Raw genomic sequence first — 21,682 nt, 5'->3', positions numbered from 1 at the left:
CCTTTCCTGCCTCAGGCGTCCTTGTCGAGCAGCGTTTCGACGCCCGGGAGCGGCGTTCCTTCGAGCAGCTTCATGGCCGCCCCGCCGCCGGTCGAGACGAAGGTCACGCGCTCCTCAAGGTCGAACTTCTTGAGGGCCGCTACCGAGTCTCCGCCGCCAACGATCGAGGCGGCGCGGTTGTTGCGCGCGACGGCGGTCGCCACCTCGCGCGTGCCTGTCTCGAACGGCGTGAGCTCGAACACGCCCATCGGGCCGTTCCAGAAGATGGTCCGCGCGGTGGCGATGGCGCCTTTGTACAGCTCGCCCGTGGTTGGGCCGATGTCGAGCCCCATCATCCCTTCCGGGATCTCCTCGCGCCCGACGATCTTGGTCTCGGCGTCTTCGACGATCTGGTCGGCGATCACGAAGTCCACCGGCAGCATCAGGTCCACGCCACGTTCGCTCGCCTTCTTCAGCATCTCGCCAGCGCGCTCGACCCAGTCCTGCTCGACGATCGACTCGCCGACGTCCACGCCCTTCGCGACGAGAAAGGTGAAACACATGCCGCCGCCGATGAGCAGCACGTCCACGCACTCCAGGAGCCGATCGATCACCCCGATCTTGTCCGAGACCTTCGACCCGCCGAGGATGGCGACGAACGGCCGCTCGGGCTCGGCGAGCATCGAGGTGAGCGTGTCGACCTCGCGCGCGAGCAGCAGGCCCGCTACCGCCGGCAGGTACTGCGCCACGCCTGCCGTCGAGGCATGCGCGCGGTGTGCGGCGCCGAACGCGTCGTTCACGAAGATGTCGGCGAGGGAAGCCAGCGCCTCGGCGAACTCCGGGTCGTTGGCCTTCTCGCCCGGGTGGAAGCGGACGTTCTCGAGCATGAGGACCTCGCCGTCCACCATGCGCGCGACGGCCTCCTGCGCCTCGGGTCCGACGATGTCGTCGACGAACACGACGTTGCGGCCCAGCAGACGCTGCAAGACGCGCCGGACCGGCCGCAGGCTGTACTGCGGATCCGGCGCGCCTTTCGGCCGCCCGAGGTGGCTCATGAGTATCACGCGCGCGCCGTGGTCGATGAGATACCTGATCGTCGGCAGCGCCGCCCGCACCCGCGTATCGTCGGTGACCGCTCCTTCAGACAGCGGCACGTTGAAATCGACGCGCACGAGGCAGCGCTTCCCGCGCACGTCGATGTCTTTCACGGTCTTCTTCGCGAACATCCGTCCTCCCGGTCCCAACACTGCCCATGCAGCAAGCGGGCGGGCGCGTGGCCCGCCCGGCGCATCACCCGATCATGCGGATGAGGTCGACGACGCGGTTGGAGTAGCCCCACTCGTTGTCGTACCACGACACGCACTTGACGAACGTGCCTTCCCCGCCCATGACCATGGTCTGGAGCGAGTCGAAGATCGAAGACGCAGGATTGCCGATGACGTCGCCCGATACGATCGGGTCCTCGCAGTACTGCAAGATGCCCTTCATCGGTCCCTCGGCCGCCGCCTTCATCGCAGCGTTGATGGCGTCCTTCGTGGCAGGCCGCTCGAGTTCAGCGACGAGGTCGACGACCGAGCCGTCCGGGGTCGGGACGCGCATCGCGATGCCGTCGAGCTTGCCGACCAGGTCCGGCATGACGAGCCCGATCGCTTTGGCTGCGCCAGTGGAGGTCGGGATGATCGACATCGCCGCCGCACGAGCGCGCCTGAGGTCCTTGTGTGGCAGATCGAGGATGTTCTGGTCGTTCGTGTACGCGTGGATCGTGTTCATGTAGCCGCGCTTGATCCCGAAGGTGTCGTGCAGCACCTTCGCGAACGGTGCGAGGCAGTTCGTCGTGCACGAGGCGTTCGAGATGATGTGGTGCCGGTCCGGGTCGTAGCGATCGTCGTTCACGCCGATCACGATGGTGATGTCTTCGTTCTTCGCAGGCGCCGAGATGATGACCTTCTTGGCTCCCGCATCGCGGTGAGCCGCCGCTTTCGTCGCGTCCGTGAAGCGGCCGGTCGACTCCACGACGACGTCCACGCCGAGCGCCTTCCACGGAAGCGCCGCGGGATCGCGCTCCGCCAGCACCTTCACTTCGCGACCGTCGACGACGAACGCACCGTCCGCTGCCTTCACGTCGTGCGCGAACGCACGGTGCACCGAGTCGTACTTGAGCAGATGTGCGAGCGTGGACGCGTCGGTGAGGTCGTTCACGGCCACGACCTCGATGGACGGGTCGTCGAACGCAGCGCGGTAGACGAGCCGTCCTATCCTGCCAAACCCGTTGATGCCGACTCTGATCGTCACGATGACACCCTCCTCGAAACTCGCGCACGGACGTGGTTGAGCGGGCCGCCGTGGCCCGGTTGGATAGTACCCGAAGAGCGCCGGTCGCGCACCCGGTGCACGCGCCTACCGCGCCGCGCCTCGGCGCCTGCGCGGCGGAGCCAGGTCTTCGGCGATCTTCACCAGGCGCCGTATGCGGTGGTAGACGGCGGACTTCGTGAGCGGCGGATCGGCGAGCTCGCCCAGCTCTTTGAGTGTCGCGTCCGGGTTGGCAAGCCTGAGCTCCGCCATCTCGCGAAGCGCCGGCGGCAAAGTCTCGATGCCCCGGACCGCGGCGATCGTCTTGATGGCCTCGATCTGCTGCATCGCCGCGTCCGCGCTCTTCTCGAGATTCGCGGTCTCAGCGTTCACCAGCCGGTTGATCTCGTTTCGGATGCCCTTCATGATGCGCACGTCTTCGGTCCTTAGCAGAGCGCGGTGGGCCCCTACGTGCGCGAGGAAGGTCACGATCGGCTCGGCGCCTTTCAGGTACACCGCGTACGATCCACGCCGCTTCGCGACTTTCGCCTGCATGTCGAAACGGCCCATGAGCGCGGCGAGGTCGTCGGCGATCTGCTCGGTCTCCGCGGTGAGCTCGAAGTGGAAGTCGCCGTGCGGATCGGCGACGAACCCGCCGCCGAGGAACGCGCCTCTGAGGTATGCGATCGCACAGCAGTCGCGCTTGACGAGCGCTGGCGGGACCCCGTGCATGAGCGCCCGATCATCGCCGAGGATGCCCAGATCGGCGAGCGCCTCTTCGAGCTTCGGTTGCGCAGGGACGGTGATGAGGTAGTTGTTGGACTTGTGCAGCACCGACCGCCGCACCGTGAGCTCCGTCGTGAGGCCGTACAGGGAGTGCAGCAGCTTGATCGTCTTGCGCGCCACCGGTGCGGTCTCGGTCGCGATCTCCAGGCGCAGCCGGCCGGTTCCGCCGAGGTGCAGCGTGCCCTCGACGCGCACCAGGGCGGAGAGCTCCGCACGAGCGCAGCAAGCTCGGCGCCCTTCCACGCGCGAGAGCTCCTCTTTGACCTCCGCCGTGAAGGACACTACACGACCCTCCTCAGCACCGCGCAGAGGAGCGCCGGGTCGTGGTGCCGTGGGTTGGATGCGTCCACGACGTCTGCCGCGAGCACCTCGGCACCCATCGTCTGGATGCGTGTCCGCACTGCGGCACCTGCATCCACCGGTTCGACTTCCGCAGCCGGACTTGTCGTGTCCGTGTCGTGGACGACGACGACGTCCGCCCTCGCCAGACCGTGGTCGACGAGCGCCTGGAGGTGGTCGGCGGCGTCCATGCCGTGCGTCTCGCCTCGCTGGTTGGCGACGTTGCAGACGTACACCACTCGGCTCGCTGAATCACGCAGCGCCTCGGGTATACCGTCAACCAGCAGGTTCGGGATCACGCTCGTGTACAGGCTGCCGGGACCGACGATGACCACGTCGGCCTCGCGTATCGCGTCGAGCGCCGGGGCGTAGGCCGGAGGGCGTGCAGGCTCAAGGGTCACGCGAGCGATGCGCGCAGGAGCGCGAGCAACGCGCGCCTGACCGCTCACACGTTCTCCTGAGGTCGTCTCAGCGTGCAGCGTGACGTCGGCGAGCGTGCTCGGCAGCACGCGGCCGCGCACCTGCAGCAGCTCGCCTGCCATCTGCACCGCGCGCGCGAAGTCTCCCGTCATGTCGGCCAAGGCTGCGATGATGAGGTTGCCGAGCGCGTGTCCTGCAAGCCCCTCCCCTCGCGGGAAGCGGTACTGGAACAGTTGCGCGAGAATCTCGCCTGAGGGCGCGAGCGCCACGAGGCAGTTCCGGATGTCGCCGGGCGGCAGGACGCCCAGCTCCGCGCGCAGACGGCCGGAGGAGCCGCCGTCGTCCGCCATCGTCACGACTGCGCTCGTCTCGAAGCCGGCGGAGACGAGGCACGACAGGACGAGAGGGAGCCCCGTCCCGCCTCCGATCGCGACCGCCTTCCGCACGCCGCTCACTCGCGGCTCCTGTCCTTGGCGATGTCGCGGTGCGAGACGTTCACTGGATAACCTGCCTTGCGGAGATGATCCGCCGTCTGCTCCGCCAGAACGACGCTCCTGTGCTGGCCACCGGTGCACCCGAGAGCGACGTGCAGATGGGCCTTGCCCTCGCGGACGTAGCCCGGCAGCAGGTGGTCGAGCAGCGCGTACCACCTGCCGAGGAACTCCTCGGTCTCCGGCTGATCGAGCACGTACGCACGCACCGGCCGCTCGAGCCCCGTCCGCGAACGGAGCCTCGGGACGTAGTATGGGTTCGGCAAGAACCGCACGTCCATGACGATGTCCGCATCCACCGGAAGCCCGTACTTGAACCCGAACGACGACACGGCGACCGTCAGCGCAGACTCCTCGTCGATCGGCGCGAACCGTTCACGGATGAGCGACTTGAGCTCGCTCGGACGCATGTCGCTCGTGTCGATTGTGACGTCGGCGCGCGAAGCGAACGGCGCGAGCAGCTCCCGTTCGGCCCGGATGCCGTCGGCGAGAGAGCACTCGTCCGAGAGGGGGTGCCGACGACGCGTCTCCTTGAAGCGGCGGACGAGCGTGCGATCGTCCGCCGTGAGGTAAACGAGGCGGTACGGGTGGCCGGACGATTCGAGCGCGTCGAGCGCGGCAGCGAGCTCGGAGAAGAACTCCCGTCCGCGCGCATCGCACACGACCGCGACGCGTTGCACGCGGCTCCCGGGCAGCGCTGTCAGCTCCACCAGCTGCTGGATGAGCGCAGGCGGCAGGTTATCGATGCAGAAGTACCCCAGGTCTTCGAAGGTGTGCATGGCCTCCGAGCGGCCAGCGCCCGACATCCCCGTGATGATCACGAGGTCCCGTGCCTCGCCTTCGGCGCGACGTCGCTCGTCGGCGGTGACGCGCTCCTCAGTCATCGTCACCCTCGAGGAGTTTGCCTGCGACGGACGAAGCGAACGAGATGAGCACGCTCGCAACGACGGTCTGCCAGAAGCCCGTGGTGCTCACGCCGGGAACGACCCAGTCGACGATGTACAGCATGAGCGCGTTGACGACGAGGCCGAACAGGCCGAGCGTGAGCAGCGTGACCGGGAACGTCAGCACCCGCACCACGGGTCTCACCACCGCGTTCACCACGGCAAGCGCGACGGCGGCGTACACGGCCGCCGGCCAGAAGCTGTCGACCGAGAGCAGCGCCCCGCCGCTCAGATACGCCACTCCGAAAACGGCTGCTGCCGAGACCAGCATGCGTACCACGAACTTCATCGCGCACTCCCCTCGCTTGCGGTCTGCACGTCCGAGTATACCAGCCGCGCTGACATCTACGGCCGGCGCTGCGACGGCTCCTCGGCCGCCCGCAGCGCCTCGAGGACGCGTGCGGCGGTGGCCTTCCCGATGCCAGGGACCTGAGCGATCTCCTCGACGCTCGCGGCCTTCAGACGTTTGAGCGACCCGAAGCGGGCAAGCAGCGCCTTCTTCCGCGAAGGACCGACACCGGGGATCGCATCGAGCTGCGACGCCACGGCACGCGTGCTGCGGACGGCCCGGTGGTGTTCGATGGCGAAGCGGTGTGCCTCGTCGCGCACGCGCTTGAGGAGCATCAGCCCGGGCGACGCGTCGGGAAGCCGCACGGGCTCGTCCCAGCCCGGCACGAACACCTCCTCTTCCCGCTTCGCGAGGGCCACGACGGGAACGGCCACGCCCGCCTCGTCGAGCGCCGACAGCGCAGCCGAAAGCTGCGGCCTGCCACCGTCGACGATGAGGAGGTCTGGAAGCGTCGCGAAGCGCTCGTCCCCGCTGCGAGCGCGCCGGAAGCGCCGCAGGAGCACCTCGCGCATCATCGCCACGTCGTTCGCCTCGCCCGTCGCGAGCCGCACGCGAAACCGCCGGTAGGCGGCCTTGTCGGGCCGTCCTCCCGAGAACACGACCATCGAGCCCACCGAGTCGGCGCCGTGCAGCGTCGAGATGTCGTAGCACTCGATGCGGAGCGGCGGGGCGGGCAACGCAAGTGCGCTTTCCAGCTCGAGCAGCGCGCGGTTGGTGCGCTCCTCGTCGTAGCGCGTCCGGTGCTTGTACCGGGCGAGCGCGAACCGGGCATTCTCGGACGCGAGGCCGAGAAGGTCGCGCTTGAGCCCCCGCTGCGGCACGATCACGCGAACGCGGCTTCCCCGCACGGACGACAGCCACTCGCTCACGGTCTCGCCGCTTGCAGGCGCCTGCGGCACGAGCACCTCTCTTGGCACATGCGGCGCGTCAGCGTAGTAGCGCTCGAGGACGCCTTCGACGAGCTCGCCGAACGGCACGTCCAGGCCGCCTTCCACGACGAACTCATTGCCAGCAAGCACACGCCCCTCGCGTACAAGCAGCACGTGCACCCCCGAGATCGTCTCAGCGCGCTCGATGCCGAACACGTCGAGGTGAAGCGGCCTTTCGGAGACGACCTTCTGCCGCTCGAGCACCCGATGCACCGCCTCGAGCGAGTTCCTGAGCCTGGCGGCCCGCTCGTACTCGAGATTCGCTGCCGCCTCGCGCATGGCTTCTTCGAGCTCGCGCACGACGTCCGCGCGCTTGCCTTCGAGGAACGCGGCCACCGCCCGCACCCGCTGCGCGTACTCCTCGCGCGAGATCGCGCCCACGCACACGCCCGGCCCCTTCCCCACGTGGTAGTCGAAGCACGCCGTACCCACGGGATCGCCGCCGTGTGCGATCACCCGCTTCCACTGCGTGCAGGTTGCGCGGCATATCGGGTAGATGCGCCGCGCCACCTCGATCGTCTCCCGCGCGGCCCGCGCGTCGGTGTACGGCCCGAAGTACCGCGTGCCTTCCCGGTGCCGCTCGCGCGTGTACTTGATGGCCGGGAACGGGTCGTCCATCGTGAGCGCGATGAACGGGAACGACTTGTCGTCGCGGTAGCGGACGTTGAACGGCGGGTCGAACTGCTTGATGAGCGAGTTCTCGAGGATGAGGCTCTCGACCTCGTTCTCTGTCACGACGAACGAGTAGTCCGCCGCCTGCTCCATCAGGAGCGGCACGCGCTCGCGCTCGTCATGCCCGCTTACGTACTGCCGCATACGCTTCTTGAGCGACTTGGCCTTGCCGACGTAGAGCACCGCGCCATCGGCCGCCTTCCAGAGGTACACGCCGGGCGCGTCCGGCACGTCGGCAAGCTTCCGCTTGTCCTCCGGCAGCGGCATCTCAGACCTCCTCCGGCCTCACTGTCGCGCCCTTGCCGGCGAGCACCGGCGCGAGGAACCGTCCCGTGTGCGACGCGGGATGCGCAGCGATGTCCTCCGGCGTACCTACGCACACCACCTCACCGCCCCGATCGCCGCCTTCAGGACCGAGGTCGATGACCCAGTCGGCCGACTTGATGACGTCGAGGTTGTGCTCGATCACAAGCACGGTGTTCCCAGCGTCTACCAACCGGTGCAGCACCTGCAAGAGCTGCCGCACGTCGTCGAAGTGCAGGCCGGTCGTCGGCTCGTCCAGGATGTAGAACGTGCGCCCGGTGCTCCGCCGCTGCAGCTCGCTCGCGAGCTTCACCCGCTGCGCCTCGCCGCCGGAAAGCGTCGTCGCCGGCTGGCCCAGCCGCACGTAACCGAGCCCCACGTCGTGCAGGGTCTGCAGTTTCCGGCGCAGCGGCGGTATGTTCTCGAAGAACGCGAGCGCCTCTTCCACCGACATCTCGAGGATGTCCGAGACGGTCTTGCCGCGGTAGGTGACCTGCAACGTCTCGCGGTTGTAGCGCTTGCCCTTGCAGACCTCGCACCGCACGTACACGTCCGGCAGGAAGTGCATCTCGATCTTGATCTGCCCATCGCCCTTGCACGCCTCGCACCGGCCGCCGCGCACGTTGAACGAGAATCTCCCCGGAGCGTAGCCGCGCGCCCGGGCCTCCGGCGTCGAAGCGAGCAGCGCCCGAACGTCGTCCCACAGCCCAGTGTAGGTCGCCGGGTTGGAGCGGGGCGTTCGGCCGATCGGAGACTGGTCGATGACGATGACCTTGTCGATGGCCTCGACGCCCTCGATGCGGTCGTGCTTCCCGGCGCGCCGCCGCGCGCGATGCACCGCGTTCGAGAGGGCAGGCGCGAGCGTGTCGGCCACGAGCGAGCTCTTGCCCGAGCCGCTCACCCCCGTGACGACCACGAAGTTGCCCAGAGGGATGTCGACGTCGATACCGCGCAGGTTGTGCTCACGCGCGCCCACGACGCGCAGATGCCCACGCTCCGCCGCCCGCCGCCGCTCAGGAACGGGAATGGATGCGCGGCCGGAGAGGTAGGCGCCCGTGAGCGATTCAGGGCATGCCATGATGTCCTCGGGCGTCCCTTGGCAGACGATCTCTCCGCCATGCTCACCGGCACCTGGCCCCATGTCGATGACGTGGTCGGCCGCGCGGATGGTCTCCTCGTCGTGCTCCACCACGATGACCGTGTTGCCGAGGTCGCGCAGCCGCTCCATCGTCGCGATGAGCCGCGCGTTGTCGCGCTGGTGCAGCCCGATCGAGGGCTCGTCCAGGATGTAGAGCACGCCCATCAGCCCGGAGCCGATCTGCGTCGCAAGACGGATGCGCTGCGCCTCCCCGCCGGAAAGCGTCCCGGTGGCGCGATCGAGCGTGAGGTAATCGAGGCCGACGTCCACCAAGAACCGCAGGCGCTCGACGATCTCCTTCACCACGCGCGCTGCGATCTGCTGCTCGCGATCCGTGAGCTCGAGCGCCTCGAAGAACGCGAGCGAGGACTTCGCCGAGAGCTGCGTCACCTCGTGGATGTTGCGGCCGCCGACGGTCACCGCGAGGATCTCCGGTTTCAGACGCGCGCCGCCGCACGCGGGGCACGGGACGAGCGCCATGTACTCCTCGAGCTTCTCTTTGACCTGCTCGGACTCCGACTCCTGGTAGCGCCGCATCACGGCGTTCAGCGCTCCCTCGTAGCGCGTGTACCAGAAGGTCTCGCGGCCGTCGCGGGTGACGTAGTCGAGGCGAATCCGCTCGTCGCCGAGCCCGTGAAGGAGCTTCTCCCGCACCGTCTCGGGCAGGTCCTTCCACGGGGTGTCGACGTCAGCGCCGAGGTGCCGCGCTACCGCCTCGAGGAGCTGGGGGTAGTAGTTGAGGTTGCCTGAGAACGGCTTGATGGCTCCTTCGGCGACGGTGAGCGTCGGGTCCGGCACCACGAGGTCGGGATCGACCTCCATCCGGCTGCCCAGCCCCGAGCACACCGGGCACGCGCCGTACGGGGCGTTGAACGAGAAGTCGCGCGGCTGCAGCTCGTCCATCGAGAAGCCGTGCTCCGGGCACGCGAGCGCCTGCGAATACGCGACCTCCTCGCCATCGACGACGGCCACGATCACGGTGCCGCCCGAGAGCTTGAGCGCCATCTCCACGCTCTCAGCGAGACGAGACGCGACACCGTCTTTGATGATGATGCGGTCGACCACCACCTCGATGGTGTGCTTCACCTTCTTGTCGAGCTCGATCTCCTCGTCGAGCGAGCGCGCTTCACCGTCCACGCGCACGCGCGTGAACCCTTCCGCGCGCAGCTCCTGCAGCAGCCGCTGATGTTCGCCTTTCCTTCCCTTCACCACCGGCGCGAGGACCTGCAGGCGCGTGCCTACCGGCATCGCGAGGATCGCGTCGACGATCTCGTCAGACGTCTGACGCTCGATCAGACGGCCGCACACCGGGCAGTGCGGGACGCCGATCCGGGCGAACAGCAGACGCAGGTAGTCGTAGATCTCCGTGACCGTGCCCACCGTCGAACGAGGGTTGCGGCTCGTGGTCTTCTGGTCGATCGAAACCGCAGGGGACAGCCCTTCGATGTGGTCGACGTCGGGCTTGTCCATCTGGCCAAGGAACTGGCGAGCGTACGCCGAGAGCGACTCGACGTAGCGGCGCTGACCTTCGGCGTAGATCGTGTCGAACGCGAGCGAGGACTTCCCGGACCCAGAGAGGCCGGTGATGACCACGAGCTTGTCGCGCGGTATGTCGAGGTCGAAGCCCTTGAGGTTGTGCTCACGGGCCCCGCGGATGGAGATGCGGTCGAGGGGCACAGCAGACGTCCTTTCAACGCGTCGCACTGCGGGCGAACTTCCATTCTACGCCCTGGCGCAAGAGACGGCCGGAATGCTGGTGTTCTTCATGAACCTCGGCTTCGGACTGGTGGAGTCGGGGTTCTGCCGGGCGAAGAACACGGTGAGCATCATCTCGAAGAACTTCATCGTGTTCGCGGTCTCGACAATCGCGTTCTTCGTGGTCGGTTGGGGCCTGATGTTCGGTGACGGGAACGGGATCCTGGGCCTCAAAGGACTGCTGTTCTTGGGAGGCCGAGACGACAGCCCGGCCGTGGGCGACGCGTATCAGGGCGTGTACTCGGCCTTGAGATGGACGGGTGTCCCGCTGCTTGCGAAGTTCTTCTTCCATGGCGTGAGACCACCGACCACAGGAGAGGAGCTGCGATGAAGGGGCATACCGAGATCTTCCGCGGCGCGGAGTACACCGTGGAGTTCGTCCCAAAGGTCAAGATCGAGATCGTCGTGGACGACGAGCTGGCCGAGAGGTCCGAGGATGCCATCGCCAAGGCCGCCCGCAGCGGCAGCATCGGCGACGGCAAGGTCTTCAACTACGACTGCGAGGCCGGATCGCGCTGAGCATCCGCTTTGCTCAGGCGCCGGCGATGAGGTCCTTCACGACTTTCGGGTCCTGGAGGGTGGAGATGTCGCCGAGCGCTTCGAGATCGGCCTCACCGGCGGCGATCTTGCGCAGGATCCGCCGCATGATCTTTCCGCTGCGCGTCTTGGGCAGGTCGTTCGCGAACTGGATGCGGTCGGGCTGCGCGATCGGGCCGATCACCTTGCGCACGTGGCCCTTGAGGATCGTCGCAAGATCGTCGCTTGGCACCTGCCCATCGCGCAGCACGACGTAGGCATGGATGCCCTCTCCTTTGACCGGATGCGGATAACCGACGACCGCCGCTTCGCTCACCGCTTCGTGGCTCACGAGCGCGCTTTCGATCTCTGCGGTGCCAAGCCTGTGGCCGCTCACGTTGATGACGTCGTCGACACGGCCGAGCAGCCAGTAGTCGCCGTCGGCATCGACGCGCGCGCCGTCGCCGGTGAAGTACCGCCCCGGGAAGCGCTCGAAGTACGTCTCCTTGAGCCGCTTGTTCTCGACGTCGCCCCATGTGCCGCGCAGCATGCCCGGCCAGGGACGGTCCACCACGAGGTAGCCGCCCTCCCCCGCATCGGCGCGGCTGCCGTCTTCCCGCACGACCTCGGCCTCGATGCCGAAGAACGGCCACGACGCCGAACCTGGCTTGAGCGGCGTCGCGCCAGGTAAGGGTGTGATGATGATGCCGCCCGTCTCCGTCTGCCAGTAGGTGTCCACGATGGGCACCTCGCCCCGCCCGATGGTGTCGTGGTACCACTCCCACACCTCGGGGTTGATGGGCTCTCCCACGGTGCCCAAGAGCCGCAGGCTCGACAGGTCGTACCGCTGCGGCCACCCCGCGCCGTGGCGCATGAGCGCGCGGATGGCGGTGGGTGCTGTATAGAAGATGTTCACGCGGTACTTCTCCACCACCGCCCAGAACCTGCCGGGGTCGGGATACGTCGGCACGCCCTCGAACATGAGCGTCGTCGCACCAGCCGCAAGCGGCCCGTACACGATGTAGGAATGCCCAGTCACCCAGCCGATGTCTGCGGTGCACCAGTACACGTCCTCATCGCGGTAGTCGAACACGCTCTTGAAGGTCATGAGCGCGTACAGCAGGTATCCAGCGGTCGTGTGCAGCACGCCTTTCGGCTTGCCGGTGGAGCCGGAAGTGTACAGGATGAACAGCGGGTCTTCCGCGCCCATCGGCTCGGCGGGGCACGGCTTGCGGACCTCAGGCACGTTGATCTCCTGGTGCCACCAGGTGTCCCGCCCAGGCTCCATGTCGACGTCGCCGGCTCCGCGCTTGACGACGATGCACGCCTCGACGCTCGGGCACTCGAACAGCGCCTCGTCCGCCGCGGCCTTCAGCGCCACCTTGCGACCGCCCCGCACGCCCTCGTCAGCAGTGATCAGCAGCTTCGCCGAGCAGTCCTGGATGCGCTCCCGAAGCGCGCTCGCAGAGAACCCGCCGAACACCACCGAGTGGATGGCGCCGATGCGCGCGCACGCAAGCATCGCTATCGGCAACTCGGGCACCATGGGCAGGTAGATCGCCACGCGGTCGCCGCGGCCGATCCCCTTCTTCTTGAGCACGTTCGCGAACCGCGACACCTCGTAGAGCAGCTGCTGGTAGGTGAACGTCCGCGACGACCCGTCGTCGCCTTCCCAGATGAGCGCCGCCTTGTTGCGCCGCCAGGTGCCGAGGTGCCGGTCGAGGCAGTTCGCGCTCACATTCAAGACGCCGTCTGCGAACCACCGGTAGTCCAGCGCCTCGAACCCGCCCTCGAGCACGCGCGTGAACGGCCGCATCCATTCCAGGTGCTCGCGCGCTGCATCGCCCCAGAAGCCCTCCGGGTCGTCGAGCGAGCGGCGGTACAGCTCCTCGTACCGCTCGCGGCCTCCGATGAGCGCGCGCTCAGCGAACTCGGACGGCGGTTCGAAGACGCGACCGGAACCGGTGAGCGCCTCGATGGTGTGTTCAGCGTCATGCTCGGCCATGAACCCTCCGTTCGTCGGGTTTGTCGTAGTGTTTTCCCGATAGGGCTACAATCGTGCACGCTCCCGTGGCACGATGTGAGAGCCGCCTGTGTCGGAGCGAAGCTGGGAGGTCGCGGAACGCCGTGCTCGCGCTCAAGCACGAGAACCTCTGCAACAGGCTGCGCAACTTGGGCAGCGCGCTTGTCGCCTACTCCGGAGGCGTGGACTCCACGCTGGTCGCGTTCGTCGCGCACGCGGTGCTCGGCGACCGGGCGCTCGCCGTTCTTGCCACCTCCGACGTGCACACCGCGTCCGAGATCGCGGCCGCACGCGAGACGGCGCGCGCGCTGGGGTTCCGCCTCCTCGAGGTCGACACCTACGAGATGTCCGACCCGCGGTTCATCGAGAACACCCCCGACCGCTGCTACTACTGCAAGTCCGAGATGTTCGGGCTCCTTCGGCACGTGGCTGACGCGCACGACATCGCGTGGGTGCTCGACGGCACGAACGCCGACGACGTCTCGGACAACCGCCCCGGACGGCGCGCGGCAGAAGAGTACGGTGTCATCAGCCCGCTTCTGGAGGTCGGTCTGCACAAAGACGAGGTGCGTGAGCTCTCGCGCATGCTTGACCTGCCGACCTGGGACAAGCCCTCCATGGCGTGCCTCGCCACGCGGTTCCCGTACGGAACGCCCATCACCGAAGACGGTCTTGCTCGCGTCATGCAGGCGGAACATGCCCTGCGCGAGCTCGGGCTGCGGCAGTTCCGCGTGCGTTCGCACGGCGATGTCGCACGCATCGAGGTGGACCCGCCCGAGATGGAGCACGCCTGGCGGCTGCGCTACGAGATCGCTGCGGCGATCAAGCGCGCAGGCTTCGCGTTCGCGACGCAGGACCTCGAAGGCTATCGCCCGGGAGGCGCCTCGCACCTCTCCGACGGCTGCGTGGAGGACGCCGCCTCGACGCTCACGGCCGACGCCTAGGATACGAGGACCCGCAGCGCCGCTCTGACCGCTTCCGGCATGCGTTCGCGCAGCACCGCCGGGTCGGCGAGCGCTTTCGCAAGCACGCGCGTGGTGAACGGCTGAGCGGTGGCGATGATGTCGATCTCCGGGTAGAGCATCCGCGAGCATCCCTCGACCGTCGCGAGCGACTTGATGAGCATGCCGTACCCGCTCGGTATCTCGATCCCGTGACGACCGAGCAGCCGCAAGAAACCGTAGCCGAAGTGCGCGAAGCTGCTCGTCTCGTTGGTGCCTTCACCGGGACGTGCCAGCGCGTCGAGGAGCTCTCCCAGCTCGCGCCGTACCGTCTGGACCTTCTCGGGCGGCACGTGCACGCCGAGCTCGGCCGAATGCGTGAGCGCGCGGTCCGGGTCGCGGTACACGAGGGCGGCCATCACCTGCGTGATGTGGTAGCGCTCCTGAGGCGTGAGGTAGCCGACGATGCCGAAGTCGAGGTACGCGATACGGTTCTCAGGCGTGACGAAGACGTTGGCGGGGTGCAGGTCCGCGTGGTAGCGGCCGTACACGAACACCTGCCGCATGAACGCCTCAGCGCCGTGCACGGCCAGCCCGTAGAAGTCGACCCCTTCGGCGAGCGCGCGGTCCACTTCGGTGAGCCGCCACCCCTCGATGAACTCCATCGTGAGCACGCGCCGCGCGGTGAGAGGCCACACGATCCGCGGCGCCTGCACGACAGGATCGTCGCGGAAGTCGAAGGCGAACCGGTCGGCGAACCTCCCCTCCACGCGCAGATCGAGCTCGCGCTCGACGCTTGCCGCGAACTCGTCGAGCAGCGCAACGGGGTCGATCCGCCTGACGAGCCCGCGGCGCACCACCGCTTCGGCGAGACGCCGCGCGACCGCCACGTCCGCCCGGATGGCCTCGGCCGCTCCCGGCCGGATGACTTTGACCGCCACGCGCGCGCCGGCGGGAAGCTCCCCGCCCCAGACGGGCCGATACGCGCGCTTGAGCCGCGCTCGGTGCACCTGCGCGATCGACGCGGACGCGACCGGCTCGTCCTCGAAGCAGTCCCAGAGCTCATCGGCGTCCCGCCCGAACTCCGAGCGCACCACCTCCCGGATCGCGGCGGCGGGCAGCGCAGGCACCGCGTCTTGCATCGCCTGCATCTGAGCGACGATCTCGTCGGAGAACTCGTCGGGCCTGACCGAGATGAGCTGCCCGAGCTTGATGAATGCCGGCCCCAGCTCCTCGAACGCCTCGCGCCACGCGCGCGCTGAGGCCGCTCGCAACCGGGCGCGCCCCGCGAGGCCGAAGGCGCTGCGCGCCAGGGCACGGGCCTGGTGCCGGAGGACCACCCCCGCGATCTGCCGGGCCCGCGAGCTCACGCTCGCTCCTCGCCCTCCAGGCGCCCGAGCACGGCGTCGAGCTTCGCCTCCAGGCTCTCAAGGCGTCCCCGGAGCGCACCGACCTCGAAGCGGATCTCGTCGATGACTGGATCGCGCTTCGTCTCCGCAGGCTCGCTTTCCCCCCTCGCTCGCGCGATGAGCTCGGCTTTGAGCTTCTCCTTCTCCTCGGCGATCATGGCCGCCAAGCCGTCGACGAAGGCGTCGGGGCCGCCGCCCATCCCCTCGAGCCCGGCCTCTTGACCGCGCCTGATCGCCGCCTTCACGCCTTCGTCGGCGGCTTCATGAGTGAGAAGCCACGCCGCGAAGAACCGCATCACGTCTTCAGTCATCGCCGTCCCTCTCTCACGATGCGCACGCGCGACCACCCCGGCATTCTACGCCGCTAAGACCTTCCCTGCCGTGAGGACGAGTCCTACACTGCGAGGGTACCCTGACGGATGGAGGATCGATGCGCGCAAGCGACGTGCTGATCGTCGCAGCGGGCGGCGCGATCGGCGCGGCGGCCCGATATGCTGTGGGCGGTTGGCTCGCCGACCGGTTCGGCCCCATGTTTCCCTGGCACACCTTCGTCATCAACATCACCGGCGCGTTCTTGCTCGGCATGCTCGTAGCGCTCTCCGTCGAGCGCGGCATCGTGCCGCAGGCGTGGCGTCTCGCGCTCGGCGTCGGAGTGCTCGGCGGTTACACGACCTTCTCGACGCTGTCGTACGAGAGCGTCGCGCTCCTGTCGGACGGTGCGTACGCTCTCGGACTCGCGAACATGTTCGGAAGCGGCATGGCCGGGCTCGTCGCTGCGTGGCTCGGTCTTGCAGCGGGACGCGTCATATAGGAGGCCACGATGCATATCGAAGGCGATGCCAAACGCGTGACGATCTACGTCGGCGAGAGCGACCGCTGGCACGGGCGACCGCTGCACGACGCCATCTTGGAGCTCCTTCGCCGTGAGGGCTGCGCCGGCGCGACCGTCCTGCGCGGCATTGCCGGATTCGGCAGGACGAGCCGCATCCACACCGCCAGTATCCTTCGCCTCTCGCAGGACCTGCCGATGCTCATCGAATGGGTCGACGAACCCCAGCGGGTGGCGAGGGTCCTGCCGATGCTCGACGAGATGATCGAAGGCGGGATGGTCACCATCGAGGACGTGCACGTGCTCCGCTACGTGTCGCGCAAGGAGGTCTCCGCTCAGTGAGCGACCGGCGGAACGCTGAGGCGGGCGCGTCGTTCGCACAGGTCCGCGCCCTCGGGCTCGTCAGCTTGCTCACGGACGCCTCCTCGGAGGCCGTCTACCCCGTCTTGCCGCTCTTCTTGACGAACGTCATCGGAGCGCCGGTGGCCGCCATCGGTCTCATCGAGTCGCTCGCCGAGGCGACGGCGGCGATCGCCAAGGTGTTCTCCGGCCGCCTCTCCGACCGCGTCGGGAAGCGGCGGCCGCTCGTGCTGATCGGCTACTCGTTGTCGAACCTCGTCAAGCCGGCGCTCGCACTCGTGCCATCGTGGCCGTGGGCCCTCGCGCTGCGCGTCACCGACCGGCTCGGCAAAGGCGTCCGCACCGCGCCGCGCGACGCCCTCATCGCCGATTACGCGCCTGAAGCCAAACGCGGCGAGGCGTTCGGGCTGCACCGGGCGATGGACACCATCGGCGCTGCGATCGGCCCGCTCATCGCGTGGGCGATCCTTGCGCTCGAACCCGAGGGGTACCGCACGGTGTTCCTAGTCTCGGCGGTCCCGGGAATGCTCGCCATCCTCGTCGCGCTCACGATGGTGCGCGACCGTGCGCGCCAGCGGGCCGTCGAACCCGACGCTGCGACGGTATCCTTCCACGGCCTCGGGCGGAAGTTCGCGGCCTTCGCCGCGATCTCGATGGTCTTCGCGCTCGGCAACTCGTCTGACGCCATGCTGATCCTGCGCGCACAGGACCTCGGGGCTGCGCCCGCGACGGTGCCGCTCATGTACTTCGTCTTCAACGTCGTCGCTGCGTCGCTGGCACGCCTCTTCGGCCGGCGTTCCGACCGCGTCGGCAGACGTCGCGTGCTCGTCGCCGGGTTCGCTGGCTACGCGCTGGTGTACGCGGGGTTCGCGCTCGCTCGCCACGCGTGGGCGCCGTGGCCGCTGTTTTTCGCGTATGGTGTGCCGTATGCGCTGACCGAGGGGATGGCGCGCGCGTTCGTCGTCGACCTCGTGCCCGACGAGGTGCGAGCGACCGCCATCGGTGCCTACACTTTCCTGCTCGGACTCGCGACGCTGCTGTCGAGCACCGTCGCCGGCATCCTGTGGGACACCGTCTCGCACGCCGCACCGTTCGCGTTCTCCGCGGTCCTCATGGCAGGCTCGGCCGCTGCGCTCGCACGCACGCGAATGTTGCGCGCGCCGGGGGTATGATTGCATGAGAGTGCGATTGTAGGGGGTGTGGGAGATGAACCTTGCCGGAACCAAGGCGGTCGCGGCGATCGCTGCCGTCGCGGTGGGGGGCGCGGTCCTCGGCGGGGCCGTCGTCTACATTGCGACACGCGGCGAACCGCCCGCACAACCACCGCAGCCGCGCACCGAGCAGACTGCGACGCCTGAGGCCACTGCGACGCCATCACTACCAGCCACGTCGTCCGCGAGCGAGGAGCCGACCGCCGCGCCGAGCGAGACGACTGAGACGACGGCCTCAAGCACAAGCCGGCCGAGCGACGTCGTCGACCAGCCGACGCTCGTGGTGGACTGGAGCCGCTCAGGCGGCCGCATCCGCCTGACGCTCGACTACGTGCAGGTCCTCTTCGGCGAGGACGCCAACCGGGAAGCCGCCCGCCGCGGGCTCGAGGTGCCGGTCCCGAACGACTACCTGATCGTCAACGACAACCCGCGCTTGCGCGTGTTCCCGGTACGGCCCGGCATCATGGTCCACGTCCTGTACAACGACGATGGCACGATGTCGTACGAGGGCAGAGACATCTCGCTCGACGCGTGGTACGCGCGGCTCACCGGGTCGCTCGCGGACCAGTACTCCAGCAGCTACTTCCTCGTCACCGTGCGCGACGGCGAGATCACGAAGATCGCGCAGCAGTACACGCCGTGATGCCGCCGCTGTGAGGCCCGGCATCACGCTCGTCGCGCACGAGGGGCTTCACCGACGCCGCTTCTTGACGCCGTGCGCCGAGCCGCGCCGGGCGCCGCGCTTGAGGCGCGCGAGCACCTCGTCCGCGCTCGTCGCCTCGATCTCTGCGCGCAGCTTGACGACCTGGTCTCGCAACCGCGCCGCGGTCTCGAAGTCGAGGGCCTCGGCGGCGGCGTGCATCTCCTCCTCCATCGTGGCCATGATGCGCGCGATCTCCTCGCGTGGAAGCGCAGTCAGGTCGCGCGCCACCTCCACGGACGGCTCGAGCCCTGCCTCGGTCTCGCGCACGTACTGAGCGATATCGTGGATGGCCTTGCGGATCGTCTGCGGCTCGATGCCGTGCTCGGCGTTGTAGGCCAGCTGCAGCGCGCGCCGGCGCTCGGTCTCGTCGATGGCGGTGCGCATCGAGTCCGTGACCGTGTCGGCGTAGAGGATGACCTCGCCCGAGACGTTGCGGGCCGCGCGGCCGATCGTCTGGATGAGCGACCGGTGGTTCCGGAGGAACCCTTCCTTGTCGGCGTCCAGGATCGCCACCAGCGAGACCTCAGGCAGGTCGAGCCCCTCGCGCAACAGGTTGATGCCGACGACGACGTCGATCACGCCTGCGCGCAGGTCGCGCAGAATCTCCACGCGTTCCAGCGTGCCGATGTCGGCGTGCAGGTACCGCACCTTCACGCCGTGCTCGGCGAGGTACTCCGTGAGGTCCTCCGCCATCTTCTTGGTGAGCGTGGTGACGAGCACGCGCTCGTCGCGCTCCACGCGCTTGCGGATCTCCTCCATCAAGTCGTCGATCTGCCCTCGCGTCGGGCGCACCACGACCTTCGGATCCACCAGGCCGGTCGGTCGGATGATCTGCTCGACGACCTGCTCGCTCACGCGAAGCTCGAAGTCCCCAGGCGTGGCCGAGACGAAGATGGTCTGCGGCACTCGGTCGCGGAACTCCTGGAAGGTGAGCGGCCGATTGTCGAGCGCGCTCGGCAGACGGAAGCCGTGCTCGACGAGCGTGATCTTGCGCGAACGGTCGCCCTCGTGCATGCCGTGGAGCTGCGGCACCGTGACGTGGGACTCGTCGATGATGCACAAGAAGTCCTTCGGGAAGTAGTCGATGAGCGTGTGCGGCGGCTCGCCCGGTTTGCGGCCGTCGAGGTGCCGCGAGTAGTTCTCGATGCCGCTGCAGAACCCCATGGTCTCGAGCATCTCGAGGTCGTACGAGGTGCGCATCTCGAGCCGCTGGGCCTCCAGCAGCTTGCCCTGCGCCTTCAGCTCGGCCAGCCGCGCGCGGAGCTCGTCGCGGATGGAGTCCACGGCCTCCTGGACGCGCTCCGGGCGGGTCACGTAGTGCGTGGCCGGCCACACAGGCAGCGACTCGAGCTGCTCGACGACCTCGCCGGTGAGCGGCTCGACCTCGGCGATCGACTCCACCTCGTCACCGAAGAACTCCACTCTGACGAGGTTCTCCGCGTACGGCGGGAAGATGTCGACCACGTCGCCGCGCACCCGGAAGGTCCCGCGCGCCGCTTCGTAGTCGTTGCGGTCGTACTGGATGCCGATGAGGTCGCGGATGAGCCGGTCGCGGTCGTACGGCCTGCCCCGCTCGAGGAAGACCGCCATGCCGGCGTAGTCTTCCGGCGAGCCGATGCCGTAGATGCACGAGACGCTCGCCACCACCACGACGTCTCGACGCGAGAGCAGCGCGGCGGTGGCCGCGTGCCTGAGCTTCTCGACCTCTTCGTTGATCGAGGCGTCCTTCTCGATGTAGGTGTCGGTCGTCGGAACGTACGCTTCGGGCTGGTAGTAGTCGTAGTACGAGACGAAGTACACGACGGCGTTTCGCGGCATGAGGTCGCGGATCTCCGAGGCCAACTGCGCCGCGAGCGTCTTGTTGGGCGCGAGCACGAGCGTGGGCTTCCTCACCGCCTCGATCACCTTCGCCATGGTGAAGGTCTTGCCCGAGCCGGTCACACCGAGCAGCGTCTGGTCCCGCATGCCGCTTCGCACGCCCTCGGCGAGCTGCGCGATCGCCTTGGGCTGGTCGCCCGCGGGCTCGTACTCGGAGACCACCTGGAACTCGGGCATCAGCGCACCCCCGCGAACGCGTCCGGGTACAGCCGGGCGTAGCGGTCGCGCTCCGCGAGCACGCGCTCGACGTAGGCGGCCGTCTCGGGGTACCGCGCCTTCGTCAGCGTCTCGGTGCCCTCCTCGGCCATCCACCGCCCGACCGTCCCTGCACCCGCATTGTACGCCGCGAGCGCCGTCGCGGTGTCGTCGTAGCGCGCCAGGAGATCGGCGAGGTGACGCGTGCCGATGGCGATGTTCGTGGCCGGATCCGTAAGGTCGAGCCGGTCGCGCGAAATGCCGAGCGCACCTGCCACCTCGGTCGCGGTGGCCGGCATCACCTGCATGAGCCCCACGGCACCCGCCTGCGAGACGCGCTTGGGGTCGAAGCCGGACTCGGCGTTGATGACTGCGCAGACGAGGTACGGGTCCACGCCGTTCGCCTTCGCCGCACGCGCGATCTCGGCCTCGTAGCGCAGCGGGTGGTAGAGCCGCTGTGCCCACACCGGCCCGCGCGCGGCGAGCACCGCCACGAGCGCGAGCACGGCGAGCACGGCGAGCAGCCACACGCGGTGCGGTGCGAGCGCGTGCTCACGAGAAACGCGGCGCGATCTCACGCTCGAAGAACTCCTCCACGGCCTCGCGGAACGAAGACTCGTCGCCGTCGTTCTCGATCACGTAGTCGGCGATCGACCGGCGCTCGGCGTCGCTCGCCTGGCACGCCATCCGGCGCTCCACGTCGTCTGCCGCCATGCCGCGAGCAACCAGGCGCTCCGCCCGCACGTCGTCGGCGGCGGAGATGACGAGCACCGCGTCGAAGAGATCGAGGAACTGCGGCGACTCGTACAGAAGCGGGATGTCGATCACAACGACGCGCGGGGGCCTCGCCTGCGCAGCGAGCGCGTCGAGCGCGCCCGCGAGCGCTGCGTACACGGCCGGGTGGACGATCGCGTTGAGCTTCGCGGCGGCCTCCGGCGACGCGAAGGCCGCCTCGGCGAGCGCAGCGGGCTCGATGCCGCCGTCTCGCGAGCGCACCGTCTCGCCGAACGCCTCGACAATCGGCTCGACGACGGGCGAGCCGGGCCTGAGCAGGCTCTTCGCGAGCTCATCGGCGTCGATGACGACCGCACCGTGCTCGGCGAACACGCGCGCTGCTGTCGACTTGCCAGCGCCGATGCCGCCGGTGATGGCGAGCACGTACATCGTTCCTCCAAGACACGCAGGGCCGGCTGCCCTCGCGGACGCGCCGGCCCTTGCGGGTT

General features: G+C 68.3%; 20 protein-coding genes and 1 pseudogene. 7 read left to right on the top strand and 14 right to left on the bottom strand.

The window, feature by feature from the left end; translation table 11 throughout:
• Positions 1 to 11: 11 nt before the first annotated feature.
• The 8 genes from MX659_RS04625 to uvrA all read right to left on the bottom strand — a co-directional run bounded on the left by MX659_RS04625 (position 12) and on the right by uvrA (position 10,316).
• A complete protein-coding gene (locus MX659_RS04625; RefSeq protein WP_267192285.1) occupies positions 12 to 1,205 on the bottom strand; it encodes a phosphoglycerate kinase in 1,194 nt (397 codons plus the stop codon).
• Between the two features lie 64 nt (positions 1,206 to 1,269).
• A complete protein-coding gene (gap, locus tag MX659_RS04620; RefSeq protein WP_267192284.1) occupies positions 1,270 to 2,271 on the bottom strand; it encodes a type I glyceraldehyde-3-phosphate dehydrogenase in 1,002 nt (333 codons plus the stop codon).
• A 105-nt stretch (positions 2,272 to 2,376) separates the two neighbouring features.
• The gene (whiA, locus tag MX659_RS04615) at positions 2,377 to 3,336 is read right to left on the bottom strand and encodes a DNA-binding protein WhiA (protein WP_267192283.1); all 960 of its coding nucleotides are present in this window, start codon (positions 3,334 to 3,336) and stop codon (positions 2,377 to 2,379) included.
• A complete protein-coding gene (locus tag MX659_RS04610) occupies positions 3,336 to 4,268 on the bottom strand; it encodes a gluconeogenesis factor YvcK family protein (RefSeq protein WP_267192282.1) in 933 nt (310 codons plus the stop codon). The genes whiA and MX659_RS04610 overlap by 1 nt, the downstream gene beginning before the upstream one ends.
• Positions 4,265 to 5,188: an RNase adapter RapZ gene (rapZ, locus tag MX659_RS04605; protein WP_267192281.1), complete on the bottom strand. Its 924-nt coding sequence runs from the start codon at positions 5,186 to 5,188 to the stop codon at positions 4,265 to 4,267. The genes MX659_RS04610 and rapZ overlap by 4 nt, the downstream gene beginning before the upstream one ends.
• Positions 5,181 to 5,537 (bottom strand): phage holin family protein, encoded by a 357-nt coding sequence (locus tag MX659_RS04600; protein WP_267192280.1) that lies wholly within the window; start codon positions 5,535 to 5,537, stop codon positions 5,181 to 5,183. Before MX659_RS04600 ends, rapZ begins: the two co-directional genes overlap by 8 nt.
• Positions 5,538 to 5,593: 56 nt before the next feature.
• Positions 5,594 to 7,465, bottom strand: coding sequence for an excinuclease ABC subunit UvrC (uvrC, locus tag MX659_RS04595; RefSeq protein ID WP_267192279.1), 1,872 nt, complete (start codon positions 7,463 to 7,465; stop codon positions 5,594 to 5,596).
• Between the two features lies 1 nt (position 7,466).
• Positions 7,467 to 10,316 (bottom strand): excinuclease ABC subunit UvrA, encoded by a 2,850-nt coding sequence (gene uvrA, locus MX659_RS04590; RefSeq protein WP_267192278.1) that lies wholly within the window; start codon positions 10,314 to 10,316, stop codon positions 7,467 to 7,469.
• Positions 10,317 to 10,389: 73 nt separating this feature from the next.
• Here uvrA and MX659_RS04585 point away from each other — a divergent pair.
• Both MX659_RS04585 and MX659_RS04580 read left to right on the top strand, forming a co-directional pair.
• Positions 10,390 to 10,683 (top strand): annotated as a pseudogene (locus MX659_RS04585) (ammonium transporter); the annotation flags it as partial.
• Complete coding sequence (locus MX659_RS04580) at positions 10,647 to 10,913, top strand: P-II family nitrogen regulator (protein WP_407674455.1); 267 nt, start codon at positions 10,647 to 10,649, stop codon at positions 10,911 to 10,913. The pseudogene MX659_RS04585 and the gene MX659_RS04580, both read left to right, overlap by 37 nt.
• A 13-nt stretch (positions 10,914 to 10,926) precedes the next feature.
• On the opposite strand, the gene acs is transcribed toward MX659_RS04580, so the two are convergent.
• Entirely contained in the window at positions 10,927 to 12,915 is a 1,989-nt protein-coding gene (gene acs, locus MX659_RS04575; RefSeq protein WP_267192277.1) for an acetate--CoA ligase, read from the bottom strand.
• 122 nt (positions 12,916 to 13,037) lie between these two features.
• On the opposite strand from acs, the gene larE reads away from it, so the two are divergent.
• On the top strand, positions 13,038 to 13,877 hold the full coding sequence (gene larE, locus MX659_RS04570) for an ATP-dependent sacrificial sulfur transferase LarE (RefSeq protein WP_267192276.1): 840 nt from the start codon (positions 13,038 to 13,040) through the stop codon (positions 13,875 to 13,877).
• Here the strand turns inward: larE and MX659_RS04565 are convergent.
• On the bottom strand, positions 13,874 to 15,244 hold the full coding sequence (locus MX659_RS04565; RefSeq protein WP_267192275.1) for an ABC1 kinase family protein: 1,371 nt from the start codon (positions 15,242 to 15,244) through the stop codon (positions 13,874 to 13,876). The genes larE and MX659_RS04565 overlap by 4 nt on opposite strands.
• Positions 15,241 to 15,594 carry a hypothetical protein gene (locus MX659_RS04560; RefSeq protein WP_267192274.1) on the bottom strand — a complete coding sequence of 118 codons (354 nt, stop codon included), beginning with the start codon at positions 15,592 to 15,594 and terminating at the stop codon, positions 15,241 to 15,243. The genes MX659_RS04565 and MX659_RS04560 overlap by 4 nt, the downstream gene beginning before the upstream one ends.
• A 119-nt stretch (positions 15,595 to 15,713) precedes the next feature.
• On the opposite strand from MX659_RS04560, the gene crcB reads away from it, so the two are divergent.
• The 4 genes from crcB to MX659_RS04540 are packed head-to-tail and all read left to right on the top strand — an operon-like array spanning position 15,714 to position 18,326.
• Complete coding sequence (gene crcB, locus MX659_RS04555) at positions 15,714 to 16,094, top strand: fluoride efflux transporter CrcB (protein ID WP_267192273.1); 381 nt, start codon at positions 15,714 to 15,716, stop codon at positions 16,092 to 16,094.
• Between the two features lie 9 nt (positions 16,095 to 16,103).
• On the top strand, positions 16,104 to 16,454 hold the full coding sequence (locus tag MX659_RS04550) for a DUF190 domain-containing protein (protein WP_267192272.1): 351 nt from the start codon (positions 16,104 to 16,106) through the stop codon (positions 16,452 to 16,454).
• Positions 16,451 to 17,644 (top strand): MFS transporter, encoded by a 1,194-nt coding sequence (locus MX659_RS04545; protein WP_267192271.1) that lies wholly within the window; start codon positions 16,451 to 16,453, stop codon positions 17,642 to 17,644. The genes MX659_RS04550 and MX659_RS04545 overlap by 4 nt, the downstream gene beginning before the upstream one ends.
• 34 nt (positions 17,645 to 17,678) lie before the next feature.
• Complete coding sequence (locus MX659_RS04540; protein WP_267192270.1) at positions 17,679 to 18,326, top strand: hypothetical protein; 648 nt, start codon at positions 17,679 to 17,681, stop codon at positions 18,324 to 18,326.
• A gap of 48 nt (positions 18,327 to 18,374) precedes the next feature.
• On the opposite strand, the gene uvrB is transcribed toward MX659_RS04540, so the two are convergent.
• From uvrB to coaE, 3 genes are read right to left on the bottom strand one after another with little or no spacing between them, the layout of a single operon-like run.
• Positions 18,375 to 20,441: an excinuclease ABC subunit UvrB gene (gene uvrB, locus MX659_RS04535; protein WP_323745466.1), complete on the bottom strand. Its 2,067-nt coding sequence runs from the start codon at positions 20,439 to 20,441 to the stop codon at positions 18,375 to 18,377.
• Positions 20,441 to 21,037, bottom strand: a complete 597-nt coding sequence (locus MX659_RS04530) for a lytic transglycosylase domain-containing protein (protein ID WP_267192269.1) — start codon at positions 21,035 to 21,037, stop codon at positions 20,441 to 20,443. The genes uvrB and MX659_RS04530 overlap by 1 nt, the downstream gene beginning before the upstream one ends.
• Positions 21,012 to 21,623, bottom strand: a complete 612-nt coding sequence (coaE, locus tag MX659_RS04525; protein WP_267192268.1) for a dephospho-CoA kinase — start codon at positions 21,621 to 21,623, stop codon at positions 21,012 to 21,014. Before coaE ends, MX659_RS04530 begins: the two co-directional genes overlap by 26 nt.
• Positions 21,624 to 21,682: the final 59 nt, after the last annotated feature.

Origin of the sequence: Parvivirga hydrogeniphila (assembly GCF_023371205.1) — a bacterium.
Lineage (GTDB): Bacteria > Actinomycetota > Coriobacteriia > Anaerosomatales > Anaerosomataceae > Parvivirga > Parvivirga hydrogeniphila.
Note: the sequence above shows the minus strand (reverse complement) of the source record. Positions and strands in the feature narration are given on the sequence as shown.

Coding starts and splice junctions, on each gene's coding strand:
- rapZ (WP_267192281.1), bottom strand. CDS start 5,188: ATGACTGAGGAGCGCGTCACCGCCGACGAGCGACGTCGCGCCGAAGGC.
- MX659_RS04580 (WP_407674455.1), top strand. CDS start 10,647: ATGGACGGGTGTCCCGCTGCTTGCGAAGTTCTTCTTCCATGGCGTGAG.
- MX659_RS04600 (WP_267192280.1), bottom strand. CDS start 5,537: ATGAAGTTCGTGGTACGCATGCTGGTCTCGGCAGCAGCCGTTTTCGGA.
- coaE (WP_267192268.1), bottom strand. CDS start 21,623: ATGTACGTGCTCGCCATCACCGGCGGCATCGGCGCTGGCAAGTCGACA.
- MX659_RS04560 (WP_267192274.1), bottom strand. CDS start 15,594: ATGACTGAAGACGTGATGCGGTTCTTCGCGGCGTGGCTTCTCACTCAT.
- MX659_RS04625 (WP_267192285.1), bottom strand. CDS start 1,205: ATGTTCGCGAAGAAGACCGTGAAAGACATCGACGTGCGCGGGAAGCGC.
- acs (WP_267192277.1), bottom strand. CDS start 12,915: ATGGCCGAGCATGACGCTGAACACACCATCGAGGCGCTCACCGGTTCC.
- uvrB (WP_323745466.1), bottom strand. CDS start 20,441: ATGCCCGAGTTCCAGGTGGTCTCCGAGTACGAGCCCGCGGGCGACCAG.
- MX659_RS04540 (WP_267192270.1), top strand. CDS start 17,679: ATGAACCTTGCCGGAACCAAGGCGGTCGCGGCGATCGCTGCCGTCGCG.
- MX659_RS04550 (WP_267192272.1), top strand. CDS start 16,104: ATGCATATCGAAGGCGATGCCAAACGCGTGACGATCTACGTCGGCGAG.
- uvrC (WP_267192279.1), bottom strand. CDS start 7,465: ATGCCGCTGCCGGAGGACAAGCGGAAGCTTGCCGACGTGCCGGACGCG.
- crcB (WP_267192273.1), top strand. CDS start 15,714: ATGCGCGCAAGCGACGTGCTGATCGTCGCAGCGGGCGGCGCGATCGGC.